Origin of the sequence: Brevibacillus sp. SKDU10 (assembly GCF_001645205.1) — a bacterium.
GTDB classification, from domain to species: domain Bacteria; phylum Bacillota; class Bacilli; order Brevibacillales; family Brevibacillaceae; genus Brevibacillus_B; species Brevibacillus_B halotolerans.
Map to the genome: position 1 here is coordinate 1 of NZ_LSSO01000006.1, position 15,159 is coordinate 15,159.

Annotated in this window: 16 protein-coding genes; 8 read left to right on the forward strand and 8 right to left on the reverse strand. The window is 40.8% G+C overall.

The genetic code is table 11. The features are described 5' to 3' along the window. Positions 1–950: ABC transporter transmembrane domain-containing protein (locus tag AYJ08_RS00920; RefSeq protein WP_255365438.1), on the reverse strand; the 950-nt coding region annotated here is incomplete at its 3' end. Positions 951–1,798: 848 nt separating this feature from the next. Further along, positions 1,799–1,924: a hypothetical protein gene (locus AYJ08_RS24675; protein ID WP_255365439.1), complete on the reverse strand. Its 126-nt coding sequence runs from the start codon at positions 1,922–1,924 to the stop codon at positions 1,799–1,801. Between AYJ08_RS24675 and AYJ08_RS00930 the strand changes: the two genes are divergently transcribed. Beyond that, positions 1,925–2,272, forward strand: a complete 348-nt coding sequence (locus AYJ08_RS00930) for a DinB family protein (protein ID WP_231928959.1) — start codon at positions 1,925–1,927, stop codon at positions 2,270–2,272. It abuts the gene before it with no gap. Between the two features lie 169 nt (positions 2,273–2,441). On the opposite strand, the gene AYJ08_RS00935 is transcribed toward AYJ08_RS00930, so the two are convergent. From AYJ08_RS00935 to AYJ08_RS00960, 6 genes are all read right to left on the reverse strand, one after another. Next, entirely contained in the window at positions 2,442–3,824 is a 1,383-nt protein-coding gene (locus tag AYJ08_RS00935; RefSeq protein ID WP_064016221.1) for a ribonuclease H-like domain-containing protein, read from the reverse strand. Continuing rightward, positions 3,814–6,096: a DEAD/DEAH box helicase gene (locus AYJ08_RS00940; protein WP_064016222.1), complete on the reverse strand. Its 2,283-nt coding sequence runs from the start codon at positions 6,094–6,096 to the stop codon at positions 3,814–3,816. The genes AYJ08_RS00935 and AYJ08_RS00940 overlap by 11 nt, the downstream gene beginning before the upstream one ends. 184 nt (positions 6,097–6,280) lie before the next feature. After that, entirely contained in the window at positions 6,281–6,709 is a 429-nt protein-coding gene (locus tag AYJ08_RS00945) for an Rrf2 family transcriptional regulator (RefSeq protein WP_031415234.1), read from the reverse strand. Positions 6,710–6,885: 176 nt separating this feature from the next. Continuing rightward, positions 6,886–7,884: an inorganic phosphate transporter gene (locus AYJ08_RS00950; RefSeq protein ID WP_064016223.1), complete on the reverse strand. Its 999-nt coding sequence runs from the start codon at positions 7,882–7,884 to the stop codon at positions 6,886–6,888. A gap of 17 nt (positions 7,885–7,901) precedes the next feature. Then, entirely contained in the window at positions 7,902–8,522 is a 621-nt protein-coding gene (locus tag AYJ08_RS00955) for a DUF47 domain-containing protein (protein WP_064016224.1), read from the reverse strand. Positions 8,523–8,558: 36 nt separating this feature from the next. Next, positions 8,559–9,146, reverse strand: a complete 588-nt coding sequence (locus AYJ08_RS00960) for a TetR/AcrR family transcriptional regulator (protein WP_003336302.1) — start codon at positions 9,144–9,146, stop codon at positions 8,559–8,561. A 361-nt stretch (positions 9,147–9,507) separates the two neighbouring features. Between AYJ08_RS00960 and AYJ08_RS22675 the strand changes: the two genes are divergently transcribed. The 7 genes from AYJ08_RS22675 to AYJ08_RS00995 all read left to right on the forward strand — a co-directional run bounded on the left by AYJ08_RS22675 (position 9,508) and on the right by AYJ08_RS00995 (position 15,107). Next, on the forward strand, positions 9,508–9,990 hold the full coding sequence (locus tag AYJ08_RS22675) for a permease (RefSeq protein WP_231928960.1): 483 nt from the start codon (positions 9,508–9,510) through the stop codon (positions 9,988–9,990). 20 nt (positions 9,991–10,010) lie between these two features. Then, on the forward strand, positions 10,011–10,844 hold the full coding sequence (locus AYJ08_RS00970) for a TIGR03943 family putative permease subunit (RefSeq protein ID WP_231928963.1): 834 nt from the start codon (positions 10,011–10,013) through the stop codon (positions 10,842–10,844). Positions 10,845–10,953: 109 nt separating this feature from the next. Further along, positions 10,954–12,528 (forward strand): FAD-dependent oxidoreductase, encoded by a 1,575-nt coding sequence (locus AYJ08_RS00975; RefSeq protein ID WP_064016226.1) that lies wholly within the window; start codon positions 10,954–10,956, stop codon positions 12,526–12,528. Positions 12,529–13,015: 487 nt separating this feature from the next. Then, positions 13,016–13,597, forward strand: coding sequence for an SMI1/KNR4 family protein (locus AYJ08_RS00980; protein WP_064016227.1), 582 nt, complete (start codon positions 13,016–13,018; stop codon positions 13,595–13,597). 78 nt (positions 13,598–13,675) lie between these two features. Further along, the gene (locus AYJ08_RS00985; RefSeq protein ID WP_064016228.1) at positions 13,676–14,080 is read left to right on the forward strand and encodes a VOC family protein; all 405 of its coding nucleotides are present in this window, start codon (positions 13,676–13,678) and stop codon (positions 14,078–14,080) included. A 250-nt stretch (positions 14,081–14,330) separates the two neighbouring features. Continuing rightward, entirely contained in the window at positions 14,331–14,852 is a 522-nt protein-coding gene (gene def / locus AYJ08_RS00990; protein WP_064016229.1) for a peptide deformylase, read from the forward strand. Between the two features lie 45 nt (positions 14,853–14,897). After that, the gene (locus tag AYJ08_RS00995) at positions 14,898–15,107 is read left to right on the forward strand and encodes a DUF2905 domain-containing protein (protein WP_003336292.1); all 210 of its coding nucleotides are present in this window, start codon (positions 14,898–14,900) and stop codon (positions 15,105–15,107) included. The last annotated feature ends 52 nt before the right edge of the window (positions 15,108–15,159 follow it).

The following is a 15,159-nucleotide window of genomic DNA, read 5'->3' on the forward strand; positions in this document are numbered from 1 at the left end:
CGTCTATACGATCCTAGTGCTTGTTGAAATTGAATGATTAATTCGGGAAGAACTGAAACAGGCTGTATAATATGTCCCAAGAAATAAATAAAGGCAATTAACTCCGCTGGTTTCAATTCCTGGTGGGCAATTAGATAAGCTCCAAACAGAATACAAAACACCAGCGGACTTGACATAAATATAATATGAAGCGGATTTAGCCAAGCATGTCTGCGTTCAATCTTTAAATTCAGTTGCAGCATTTGTTCAATTGCCGTTTTGAATCTTTGAAAGAAAGCTTCATATAAATGAAACACTTTAATGATTGGAATTCCTGAGATAGTATCTTTCATAATAGAGGCTGTACGACCGACCTGCTGTTGTAGTTCGTAGGAGTAGGCATTTAGAGGTTTGCTTATCAAAGCTGCAAAAAGTAATGCAAATGGAACCAAAGACAAGCTAAAAAGGATAAGTTTCCAGCTAATCAAGAAGAGGTAGACAAAAGCAGCGATAAACATAAGAGGCTCAATGATTAGTTTTGGAAAGTGTTCAGTCAAAAATCGTTGTACAATCGTTAAATCATTGGAGAATCGGGATAAAAGATCCCCAGTGCTGTATTTTTCTACAGAGGCAAAGGAAGCATGCTCTAATTTTTCGGCAAAGCGATTTCGTAAATCTCTGATAATGGAAGCACTAAATTTCGTAGACAACCATTTCACAAGAAAGTGAGCAATCATCCCGATCATGACACAAATCCCAAACACATACAATAAAGTGCTCATATGATCCTGAGTGTCAACGATAGAATACGAAACCATCTGCTGGATATTGTATCCAATCACAACTTCTACAAGAACAGCTACAATGCTACAGATCACAATTGATACCAGAAAATACCAGTATGTAAAAATTGTTGCTACTATTTTTCCCCACATTGATTCTTGTAATTGACTACGTATTCTTTTTATCAAGTTGTTCTCTCCCCAAGATTTCCCTGATTTTTGTTACCTATAAATAAGAGTACACTATTTTTTAGCAGTTGTTTAGTTAATTTTTTACAAACCTTCTTCAATTTTTAAATTAAGCAATTTTTTATACCTACCCCTCTTTCCTTTCAAAAAGGTTTATTGGTAAAAAATAGTTGCCTAATGTTAGTAATGTTGCATAGTCGTAAAGTTGGCTAACTCAGATTAAGAGGAGGATGTTGGAAAAGAAGGTTTACTTATCGTCGTATCCCTGTTTCATTATCTGAAATTTGATTCTCTCGATCACGAGCCTTTTCTTGTCACAAATTATACCGGCTTCATCCAGTTGAAGTAGAACAGATTATAGAAGAGAACGAAGAAGAACAGTTTATCAAGCTTCTTTGTAATCAAGCATGAGTGCGGAGCAGATTTGTTACATCATATCGGCTTGCTCGTATTGCAGATCATCATGGTAAGCTGTAATGCCGGGCAATAAGTGGCAGTCTACTCTTATACAAAATAAGCTGACATGCCAAAAAAAGCTCGGTCATCATGCCAAGCTTCTCGACGTGAACAAACCCTCATTTCTTTACGACCTGTTTGGGGGGTGTTTTTATCTTGCATGCTTTAAACCATTCTTTACTTATAAAAGAAATAAAAGAAAATTCCCAAAAAAATAACGGTGCATATGACGTAAAACATTGTTAATCTGGTCAAATTTCTTTTTGTCTTCGTACCATAATTATGATCCTTTGGCTTTATCCCTACCAGGATAGTCCCAATGGCAGCTACCAATACGATCAAAAAAATGAAAGGTATAAGATAAGTCATTCGTTTCAACTCTTTCTGCCGTTTTATTTATCATAACTCATGATTGTAATAGACGCGACCATCCACTTTCCGTTTATTTTGCCCATCCAGTTCTCATCGATTGGCGTCCAGACGATCACAAATTTTCTTTTGGTGATATCGTCCGACATTTGGGCTCTGCAGAAGTAATGTTTTATCATGCGATGATACATCATGAATGGAAGTATTGCGGGCATGAACCCGATAAGGGTCGGACTATGGAGGAAGCTATCCATTATTTACAGAATTGCCACAATACTGTTCTGCTAGGCCTTCATCAGTTAGAGTCTGAGCAACTAGCCAGAAAGGTGAAAAATCTCTTAGGCTATGAAGTCAGTGCCTGGAGAATCATAATGGCAATGGCTGAACATGAAATTCATCATCGAGGTCAGCTTTCTGCATACATGCAGGTAAATCATATTGATCCCCTACAAATATTCGGCTTGAAAATCGAGCAAATCCCTTCCTTAATAACCTGATACCCTCGTAGGAAAATAAAGAAATGAAAAATTAAGATTGCTACGGCATTGGACTTCTCTATCTCATTAAAAAAAGACATTCCCACCAGTACAAATACAGCCTACTGAGGAAACGTCCTTTGTTAAACCATATAAATTGATAAAATGACAACACATTCCTAGCCCCAATTCATCTTGCAGCCTCTTCATCAAACAAGCTCTCACTTACTTGCCCTAGCTTTTTCTCTAAGCGCAAAAGCCTTTTTTCATACATTTCGCGTTCTGATTTATTCCTTAGCCGCAGATATGACGTTTTCTTTTGCCAGCGCTCGAAGGCCATTTTGGTATACGCATATGCCTTGTCATATTCTTTTAATTGATGCTCACAAATCTTGGCTGCCTCGATACAAATCTCCTCGGTACCCCATTCTTTGTCCTGTAAGCAGGCATCATAGCAATAAAGAGCCTTACCCCATTCCTTTTGACGCTTAAATAAATGCCCTAGCGCAGCTTTTGCCCGCCCAGCATAAGGATGTTTGCTACGAGCCACTTCCTTGTAATGTGACAAAGCTATTTGTTCTGATCCGATCGCCTCATACCAGCGTGCCACTTCATATCGCTCTTCCATAGACATCGTAACAGACTCTGCAGACAACAGCATATAAGAGATATGAATATAGAGTGTAATAAGGGATAGTACATCCACTTCATTATGCTGAAGCACACCAGCAATATGTTCTGGATTCTGCTCTCTGACGTACTCAAAATATAGCATTGGGGCTAGTGAGCCAGGTATGTCTTCCAAGCGTCTGATTCCTAGCTTTTGTTGTTCTACGATCGACAAGCGACAAGAAACGAGTTCATTTTTCCATAGTCTTCTCGCCCCATGCAACAAATCGATGTGACCAAACACAGGTAAGGCTGGCACATCATTTCGTACCAGCGTATGTCGTGTTTTTACCTGAGGCCAATCAAACGCTTTTCCATTATAGGTGACAAGTTGTTTGGATTCTTTTACATCTGCTAAAAAAGACTGATACAACGTAATTTCCGAAAAAGGATCGGTTAAAAAATGCTGACGAACGACCACCTCATCCTGTTCCCATTTACTATAGCCCAATAAGAAGATGGTATTACCCACCCCACCATGTAAACCAGTTGTTTCTGTATCAAAGAATAGTAACTCCTCTGGGCGTTTGTTGGCAGCAGACAGAGGATGCTCCAGGCCGCTTTCGTTCCATTTGTCGATAACATCAAGTAAAGCCGAAAATTCATAGTTCCCATGAATCATGTCTAAGGGATAACGAACTTCTCGTACCATAGCGTACTCCTCTTCGCCAAAGAATGGTTTGGCTTGAAGACGTCGCCACGTATCTGCATACGGAATCTGGAATTGAGGTGATTCATAGACGCTTCGTATACATTTCGACTGCTCTGGTCTTTGTAAGCTGGTCGCGGATATATCACTCTGTTGTTTGGGCTCTGCATGCTTTTCCTGCCGATTCTCTTGCTCGTTATTACTTTCGAGTGTCAGATGCTTTTTCATTCGTTGCAATTTATTTTTAAGAGACAAACGCTGTTCCCCCTTGCGCCACTCGCAATAGAGAAAGTGCTAGCTCTTTTCCATCCCGCTCCACATATCCAATACACGAAGGACATCCCGACGCACATGGACATGAGCTAATCATCTCTTCTGCTTTAGCAAGTATGGTTTCCATCTGGTGATACACCTGTTCGCTTAGGCCAATGCCACCTGGATATCGGTCATAGAAGAATATCGTTGGTTGATTCGAATGGACAGCTTTTCTCTGTGAGATGACATGCAAATCTTTCGGATCACACATCACCCATAAAGGAGCAACGTGTTGCAGCACATGTCCTGCCCCAACCAGCCCAAGCTCTACCTCCTCTTGACCAATCGTTTGCAAAATAGATTCCGGAAAACTAATCCAAGCCGCATTCGTATGCAATTCCTCTTCTGGTAAATGTATCGGCCCTGATCCGATGTTCTCATGGGTCTCGAACTTAATTTTTTTAAAAATCGTAGCCATCGCATTAACCGCTACTTCCCCATAAGCCAATTCAGTCTCGTTTTGCTTCCGTGTAAAATCTGACTCTAGAACCTTTAACTGGACCGCTAAATTCGCATCTGTGTAATAATCGACCTTCACCTCGCGAATATAGGCCTTTTTCTCTTCATAATCCAGCTTTTCTACTTGGTACTGCACCCCCTGATGCAGATAAATCGCTTCCTCATGCAGCAATGTCATCGAACTGAAACGATCCATTTCTCCAATGACCTTTTCCTGTCCACGCTCGGTAATATCGACAATCACCACATTCTCCTGTGAAGCAGAGCGCAAGCTGATGTTATGAGCTGGAAAAGAATCGTTCATCCAGAACCACTTCCCCTTTGAGAAGTGCAATATCTGCTCCTCCGTTAAAAATTCTAGAATTTCTGCTATTTCTGCCCGTCCAAAAGTATCTCCTGCCGCAAAAGGCAGTTCATATGCTGCACACTTCATATGATCCACAAGAATGATTAGATTGTCAGGATTAATACGAGCTGACTCAGGATTTCGTTCAAAGAAATACTCTGGATGCAAAATAATGTACTGGTCAAGTGGAGAGGAGCTTCCAACCATAACCACGACAGACTCATCCTGCCGGCGTCCGGCTCTTCCTGCCTGCTGCCATGTACTAGCCACGGAACCAGGATATCCTGTAATCACACATGCCTGTAATTGGCCAATGTCTACACCTAGCTCTAGTGCATTTGTGCTAACCACCCCGACAATATCACCTTGTCGCAATCCTCGTTCAATTTGTCTCCTTTGTGTTGGTAAATATCCACCTCTATAGCCTTGAATTGTTTTGGGCCCCAGTTTTTTTCGAATCAGCTCCTGTAAATAGGTCAAAAGTATCTCTACACGCACACGGCTTCTCGCAAATAAAATCGTTTGCACTCCATTTGTTAGAAAAGTAGATGCTATGTCCCGCGCTTCTAATGTTGCACTCCTACGAATATTTAGCTGATGATTTACAATAGGTGGATTGTAAAATATAAAATGCTTCGTTCCTGCCGGAGCTCCATTGTTATCTACAAGTTCCATCTGTTCCTCTGTGATTTGTTCTGCTAATTGCACTGGATTAGCAATAGTGGCAGAAGTACAAATGAATTGTGGATGAGAACCATAGTATGCGCATATACGTTTTAACCGTCTGATCACATTGGCAACATGGCTCCCAAATACACCTCGGTAGGTGTGTAGCTCATCAATTACCACATATTTCAAATGTTCAAAAAAAGCGACCCATTTCGTATGGTGAGGCAGGATCGCAGAATGCAGCATGTCCGGGTTTGTAATGACAATATTGCCGGCCTTGCGGACCATTTGCCGTATAGCAGCGGGCGTATCACCATCATAGGTCTCCGATTTAATGCTTATTCCCATATCATTAATCAATTCATGCAACTCACTCTTTTGATCCTGAGCAAGGGCTTTAGTAGGAAACATATATAGTGCCCTCGCTTGCGCATCATTAGCCAACGTTTGCAAAATTGGCAGATGGTAGCACATGCTTTTTCCTGAAGCGGTTGGAGTCACAGCCACAATATGCTTCCCATCCTGAATATGGCGAAAGGCTGTTGCTTGATGTGTATATAAAGATGAAATCCCTCGTCTACTCAACGCTTGAGCAATCCGTTCATCTATTTGCTCTGGAAATGGTACTACCTGTGGATCGCGAGGCGGAATCGTTGTCCAGGTAACGATGTTTTGTTTCATCCGCTCATCAGAACGAAACTCTTCTAAAAGTTCCGCCATGGTTTTCTTTCGTAGCATGTATTGATCACCCTCTTCTTTTCTATTTTACGTAGAGTGTCAAGGAACAAAAGCTCTCTGCCCTCCTGATATGTGCAGATTTCGCTGATTAGAAAAAGCTAAAAGCTAACAATCTTTCTCTTCAGACCGATCGCTAGCTTTCGATGAACAATATATGGAGACTCCTCATACTCGACGATGAGGTCTATTCTGTCACATTTTTACCCATACCCATTCCACTTAACACATCTGCTACGGTTTTGCTTGCCAATTCTTGCTCCATCGCCTGCTGGGCACTTAAAAAAACATCAGTCAGGGTGTGTTGAATCTGCCTTCCGATTGGACATGCTGGATTGGGCTCCTCATGAATGGCGAATAGCTCATCAGGGCTTTGTACTGCTTTGTAAACATCAAGAAGAGTTATTTCTTCCGGACTTTTGGTTAACGTAGCTCCTGGGGACCCGACCTTAGACTCTATCATTCCTGCTTTTTTTAACATGCTGCTAATACGGCGAATTACCACAGGATTTGTATTTACACTCCCAGCTATATAAGCTGATGTAGCCTGTCCACAGGGAGTGGATGCTACTATTGAAAGGATATGAATAGCTACTGCAAAACGACTATTTACCATCTGCGTTTCCCCCCTATTCCATGATTAGATAGTCGCTACCCCTACTTTATACCTTTTCCGCCACAAAAAAAACACCTAAAAGATATACCTCAAGGTACATGTAGAGGGCAGCATTCAAACAGACTCTGTTCCTTTATGAACATGATCGGTTTACTTTATCTTTTAGGTGTATTCTTTTACACAAATAGCATGACTACCTTGTATAAACATGCTGACAACAGTGCAGTAATCGGCATAGTGATTATCCAAGTAAACACGATCCGTCGTGCTACTCCCCACTTTACGTCTTTCACACGCTGTGCTGATCCTACCCCCATAATGGATGAAGAAATGACATGTGTTGTACTAACAGGCAAGTGCAGGAAAGTAAATCCAAAAATGATAAAGGCTGACGACAAATCTGCTGCCGCACCGCTAACCGGTTTCAATTTGGTAATTTTGCCTCCAACTGTTTTAATAATTCTCCATCCGCCTACCATGGTACCAAGTCCCATTGCTAATGCGACAGAGACACGAATCCAGGTTGGAATGTCTGTAGTTGTCTGGAAGCCTGCTGTGATCAAAGCCATCGTCATAATCCCCATGGTTTTTTGTGCATCATTGGTTCCATGGCTAAATGATTGCAAAGCAGCCGTCATGATTTGAAAAATGCGAAATCCCTTGTTCGTTTTAGCAAGATTAGAATTGCGAAATACTACCTTGAATAAGGACATAACTAAAAATCCAATAGCCAGTGCTGCAACAGGGGAGATGAGCAATGCTTCCAATATACGAATAAACCCTGAATAATTTAAGCTCCATAAACCTTCTGAAACGATAGCAGCACCAGCAATCGAACCAACTAGCGCATGGGAAGAACTACTAGGTATTCCATAGTACCAGGTAATTAGATTCCAAGCTATCGCACCAATAAGGGCGCATAAGAGGACGATCGAACCATTTTCAAGAGAAAAAGGATCGACAATATCTTTCGTAATGGTTTGAGCTACACCTGTAAACAATAAGGCACCAAAAAAATTCATCAATGCTGCCATCACAATTGCTACTTGGGGAGGCAATGCTCTTGTAGAAACGGAAGTGGCAATCGTATTGGCTGTATCGTGAAACCCATTAATAAAGTCAAAAGTTAAACCCAGGATGATGATGCAAACCAAAATAAAAAGTACACTATCCATCATGGAACCCCTTTTCTTTAGACATTTCTCATGATGATCGTTTCAAGTGCATTGGCTACATCCTCACAGCTATCTGCAACGCCTTCGAACATCTCATAAATCTCTTTATACTGCATTATGGCAATCGGGTCTTTTTGAGAAGCAAAAAGCTGACGAATACTTTTATCTAAGACGGCATCCGCTTTTGATTCTAGATCGTTAATTCTTACTACAAAAGGATGAATCTCGTTCATTTTCTTTTGGAACAACAGATCGGTCGCTCCTGCAATCTCCTTAGTAGCTGCAAGCAATAGAACCGTAAACTCCTTCATGTGCTCGTCCCACTTCTGGATATTATAAATCTCCAAGCGAGAGGAAAGCTCCTCAAAACCATCTAGTACGTCGTCTAGCTTCACAGCCAATGCCAAGATGTCTTCGCGCTCAATGGGTGTGATAAATGCCTTGTTTAACTCCATAATTACTTTATGTATGTGTGTATCTGCCTTATGCTCGTAGTCTTTCATGACACTAGAGAAGGTAACCAGATCTCCATCGTTCTTCTCAGGAAATTGGGCAAAATACTGAGCAGACTCCTCAATTATACTTACAATCTGGCTTAACGTACTAAAAAATTTATCGTCCTTTGGTCTAAAAATCATAAATGCTCCTCCTCTTTCTCCAAATCTCGTGCAAAACTATTCAGAAGGAGTCCCAGGTGATATCCCTCGGATGAATGTGTTTATAGTATGGTGCATTATTTCTTGCTCATTCAACGTAATTAACGAACGACACAAACTGAATCGCATAAAAAAGTAGCCCGTCGTGAGACAAATAAATAATTCTGCCGTAGCAACACAATCAATATCAGCTATCTTACCCTTTTCCTTCATTTTAGCAAAATAATCAGTCAACATTTGTTTAAACTGATTTGGCTGGATCGAGATTTTTTTCACAAGCTCAGCAAACACAGTTGGGTCACGAAAACTAATTGAAATAATATCCTGCATCTCAGTAAGTTGCCGCAAAAAATATTGGCCGATATGTAACAGGTCCACTTCCAGTTCCCATGTGAAGTAATCTCTTATGATGTCCATCTGAAAAGTGTGCCTTTGCACGATCATTTCCATAATTTTGTCTTTACTGCCAAAGTTCCTAAAAATCGTCACTTCATTGACTCCGGCTTTTTCGGCAATTGCTTTTGTAGTCGTAGCTCTGTAGCCCTGTTCCTTTAACAAGTCTATCGTAGCCTGCAGAATTTTATCATTTGTCGATTCTTTCCTCATCTCTTTTCACCCTAATTTTATGAATGCAAGCACTTACTTGCAAAGAAAAGTATAGTTCACAGATAGAACAGATGTCAATTTGTTAGAAAACTTAGCTGTGTCAGAAATGAAAAAGATAGAATCGGCTTTTATACAAACAGCTTTTTCCCCCTCAAAATAGTCTTCGCGGGCTCCGAACCTATTCCCTTTTTGTACCTGCTTACATACAGAAAAGTTTTTCAGAAATAAATCGTAATGATTTCGATTTATCTGGTATAGTTATGATTATGAGCAGAACTGGACATGTCAGTGAAATGTTTATGTACATATGAATTGTTGGATAGATGTTCCTCGGAAAAAATACCTGTACAGGAGGTTTTACATGCTCGCAAAATTTCGTACGATGACATTGGAATTAGGCTTTGTGCTCATCATCGGAGCCTTTTTATACCTATTTTTGTCAGGTGATCAGCTTACTACCTTTCTTCCTGCTCTACTCTATTCCCCACAGCTATTAGATGTAACAACGCTTTTCTTTAGCATTTTGCTAGAAGCTATTCCCTTTGTGTTGATTGGTGTGTTTTTTTCTGCATTATTACAAACCTTCGTTCGTGACGAAACCGTTCGAAACTGGACGCCTAAGCACCCATTAATAGCTATCCCTTTCGCTACCCTGCTAGGATTTATTTTTCCTGTCTGTGAATGTGCCATCGTACCAATCGTGCGCCGATTGATTCATAAAGGCATGCCTGTTTATGTGGGAATGATTTTCTTATTAGCAGGTCCAATCATTAATCCTGTTGTGATAGCAGCAACGTATACAGCATTTCCTACTGATCCGCAGATGGTATTTTACTACTATTAACTGGAAGCAGTTTTTGGCAAATACGACATGCTACCGACCAAGCCGAAGAAATATGCGAATGTGGTGGCTTACATGGACTACCAGCCTCTCGCTTGAGCAGTACATTTGTCTACGGGCTTTTTTTGCTGCCCGTTTTGATGGGGCTGTTTATGCCTGATAAGGTGCTAGATAGTGCAATAGCCAAGCAAAAAGGCATAAATCTTTTACAGGGAGATGCAAAAAAACTACTTTCAAAAGAATCGGAAAAGATCAGCTCAGATGCTACAAGCAACTCTGTAGATCTCAAATCACCTAGTTCTGAGGCAACTACTTCTACAAGCACAAGCCCTATTACCAATACCGAGCCAAACCCCGAGCCAAACACCAACGGGACTACTTCTCAGCGTTTCACTACTGCTCTTTCTACTCAAGAAGTTCGAAAGATGTTTGGAGGTTTTGGTGATTTCTATCAGGAGTTCGCTACATCATTGTATCAGGAGCCTGTCATGAAACTAACCGATCAAAACTTTTTAGATGGGTTAACTGTATTATCTGTTTTTACGCATGAATTCGATGGCCATCCGTTAGAGCTAATGGGGTTTGTCTATCGTCAGCCTAACATGCAGGAAAATGAATTTGTGGTGGCTCGTTTCTCTGTATCCTGCTGTACAGCAGACGCACAGGTATCCGGAGTTCTTGTACAATTGCCCACTGCCAAGGAATTTAAGACAGATAGCTGGGTGAAGGTGAAGGGAACATTAGCCTTGACAACATTTGAAGGTAATGAACTTCTCATTTTACAGGGTCAGCAAATCTCACAGGTACCAGCACCAAAAAACCCTTATGTCTACTATTCTGCTCTCCCTAACAGTTAGATTTATGAAATATTTTATTTTTTACAATTTTTAGGTTTCATTTACTTCTTTCTGTGTTAAAACCAATATATACCCTGTTTTTTCATTTACACTAAAGGAGGTCGTTTAGATGCATAAGGAATTAGAAACAGAGGTTGCCATTATCGGCGGCGGTGTGGGTGGATTTGCAGCAGCTTTAGGCGCCGCACGGCTTGGAAAAAAAGTAATACTAACAGAGGAAACAGATTGGATTGGCGGGCAATTTACTAGTCAGGCCGTACCACCAGATGAGCATCGTTGGATTGAGCAGTTTGGTTGCACCCAAACCTATCGCCAATTTCGTAATCAAGTACGCGACTACTACCGTTTGCACTTCCCGTTGACGACAGAAGCACGTTTAACATACAATCTTGATCCGGGTAATGGCAGTGTTAGTCGACTATGTGCTGACCCCCGCGTCTATTTGTCCGTTATGGAAGAAATGCTAGCACCTTATGTGCATAGTGGACTAGTTACGATTTTAACTCGTTTTAAACCGACTTCGGTTGAAACACATGGCGATACCATTTGCTCTGTTACGCTTTCCCAATGTGACAGCGGGATTACCCTTACGATAAAAGCTCCCTATTTCCTAGATGCTACAGAATGTGGCGATCTTTTACCTATGGCTAATGTCGAATATGTCACTGGGGCTGAGTCTCAATGCGAAACGGGTGAGCCTCATGCTATAGACGGGGATGCACGCCCCTTTGACATTCAGGCCTCGACATATGTGTTCGCGATGGACTATGTGGAAGGAGAAAACCACGTTATAGATAAACCAGCAGACTACGAGTTTTGGCGGAATTACAAGCCTGACTTTTGGCCAGCTCGTCAGCTAAGCTTTACGGCAGCAGACCCCAGAACATTACAGCCAATTGAATACTCCTTGTTCCCTGATACAGAAAAATTTTCTTTATATACGTATCGGAGAATCATTGATCAATTAAATTTTGTTCCCGGCACCTTTTCTACAGATATTACCCTAGTAAACTGGCCACAAAACGATTATTGGCTGGCCCCTATTTATGACCTTCCAGAAGAAGCGGTCTTGAAGCATTTAAATCAGGCAAAACAGTTAAGCTTGTCGTTATTGTACTGGATGCAAACAGAGGCACCTCGACCAGATGGTAAGGAAGGATATCCTGGATTACGATTACGTCCAGATGTGATGGGAACAATGGATGGATTAGCTAAGTACCCATACATTCGAGAATCTCGCCGGATTAAAGCAGCATTTACTGTTCTTGAGCAGCATGTGAGCGCAGAAATGAGAGGTGACGAGGGTGCCGAGCCTTTCCTTGATACAATTGGCATTGGCAGCTATCGCATTGACTTGCATCCAACCACGGAAGGTACAAATTATATAGATGTAGCCTCCTTGCCGTTTCAAATCCCATTGGGTGCGCTCATCCCTATTCGTGTAAATAATCTTTTGCCTGCTTGCAAAAATATTGGGACCACTCACATCACGAACGGTTGTTATCGACTGCATCCCGTTGAATGGAATATTGGAGAGTCAGCAGGGATGCTAGCCGCTTTTTGTGTTGAAAAAGGATATCAGCCTAGAGAAGTGTGGGAGGATACTGCCAAGCTTGCTGATTATCAACAATTGCTCACCAAGCAGGGAGTAGAGCTATACTGGCCTAAGCTCTCAGCTGTTTAAGCATTTTCGCGTTCAATCACCGTTCCAAAATTACATTCCATTTCGAAATAAAGCTCGGCTACTAGTCAGCACAAGCCCCTATTCACTTATCACTCAGGGAATTGTTTGCTACACTAGCCGAGTTTTTTAATAGATCGGTGCCCCCCTATCCTCGTAAATATGTTGAATGAGTAAGAAGCAGATGAAGCTCTTATTTTACCGGTAATTTCTGAGCAATCATTCAACTGCGTCCACAGGGCTCCAATTTGGATTTTCTCAGCAGCGAGAATGTTAGCGGAATACTCATGGAACCCTTCTTCAATCCAACGAAATAGGATTACAAACACTAAACAAATTACGCTCTTTTTAAACCAGCATATCTTCAAGTATAATTAGTGGGTAATACATATCCTCGTATGAAAGCTAGATAATGATACGATTTGAAAAACCACGTCTTACCTGTCAATCCTGCAACCGTAATATCATATACAGAGGTGAAATGAGCCCAATGAAAAAACGAATTGAAGAGCTTGAACGATTGTTATCGAGTAAGGTCGGTGAAGATGTACAGGAGGAATATAACAATTATCTCTCTTTACAGGGTGCTTCCGAAGAAAGCCTGCAGGAGATAGAAACGCTCTTTGATATCAAGCTCCCTGAAGATTTCAAAGAATTTTATCGTTATAAGAATGGTAGTGGTTACCACTTTCATATTCTATATCCTGAATATAGCGAAGGCTGTATTGAGCCCTTTTATCTATACTCTCTTGACGAAATAATAGAAACAAAAGAATATTTCTGCAAAGATGATGAACTCCTCAGTGAATATTATGATGAGCAAGAGATTTCCGAATTAGATGCTAGAATTAAACCTTATCTATTCAACAAGAAATGGTTCCCCTTCGCTCAATTAGCAGGTGGCAGTCTATATCTTATGCTGGATTATGATCCAGCCCCGGGCGGGAAAACAGGGCAGATTATCGCGTATGTTCATGACCCAGATTTTATTTATTACATTGCCTCGTCCTTTACTGAGCTATTATCAGAATCAAATACGAATTTACAGGATTGGGAAGAGATTGACTACTAAGATTGATTTGTTATATAAGGAACGATGGTCAAGTTTTATGCTCACTTGCAAAACAACACCTTGCTATAGGAGAATGTTATGAGTCGAAAATATGTTCATCATATTTGTATCCAAACGAATACGTATAAAGAGTCCCTGCGGTTTTATCAAGAAGCTTTAGGATTTGAGCTGATTCAGGAAACACCTCATTTTCACCAACGTGATTTTAATACCTGGTTAAGACTAGATTCCTTCTATATCGAGCTCCAAACTGGGAAAACGGGAGAATTACTCGATCCTTCCAACGCCAATACCCAAGGACTTGTACATCTGTGTTTATGGGTAGAAAATTTGGATGCAGAGCTTCAAAGAATGAAGCATCTAGGTTATCGCCTTAAAATGAAGGATGGACAGGAAATCTATACAGTTGAAAATGGGCGACTACTGAAATTACTCGCTCCTGAAGGGACAATTGTTGAGCTTAGAGACAATCAAGGGATCTAAAAAATAAACAAGAGGCTGTCCTTCCTATGTAGACAGTCCCTTGTTTATTTTCTGTATTAGCCTTTAAGGACTTAGCACAGCATTCTGTTTCAGGTAAATTACCTATCAACAATAGTAACCCTTTCACTAACAAGCTAATAAAACGTATAATATGAATTAATACATAAATTTACAGCCCTTTTGTAAAACAAGTACGGTAAGCCCTGAAAAAAACAATATAAGAAGACCGAATTGGAGGATTGATTTCAACATGGCTGAATTGATGATTCGAAAACTGGGTGATCCTGTGCTGCGCAAGGTATGTAAGCCGATTACCAGTATCACAGATCGCGAACAAAAATTAGTACAAAATTTAATCGATACACTATATGCTGATCCTGGTCGAGCAGGCTTGGCTGCGCCTCAAGTGGGCTATTTGAAACGAATAGCAGTCCTAGACTGTGGTGACGGATTAGTCGAATTAATTAATCCAGAAATTATTTCTCAATCGGGAGAAACATTTGAATATGAAGCTTGCCTCTCCCTGCCCGGAATGTACGGAGCTGTGAAGCGAGCTGAATCAATCGTAGTAAAAACATTAAATCGTCAGGGTGAAGAGCAAATCATCGAGGCTTCTGGACATAAAGCACGTTGTATTCAGCACGAAATGGATCACTTGGATGGAATATTGTACATTGATCATGTAAAAAATGGGCATCTTTTTCAAGAGAAAACAAAAAAACCATTGGACGTGTATCAAATGATTCAGCTTTCTAAGCAAAACGCTTTGTAATTGGGGATCATTTTGAATCGTTATGGTGCAAGTAAAGGAGTACATATGGGGAAAACCTTAGTCGTGATTGGTGTTGTCCTGATTGTAGTTGGCTTACTCTGGCAAGTTGGGGGGCGCTTTCTGAATCTAGGGCGGTTACCGGGTGACATCGTAGTAGAAAAGGAGAACTTTCGTTTTTATTTTCCTGTAGTTACATGCATTATCATTAGCGTTGTGCTATCACTAATCATGTATGTCATTCGTTTTTTTAAATAAATGATCGTAAATCTTCGGCAAGTTACCAATGAAGTTTGACATTGTGTAACTT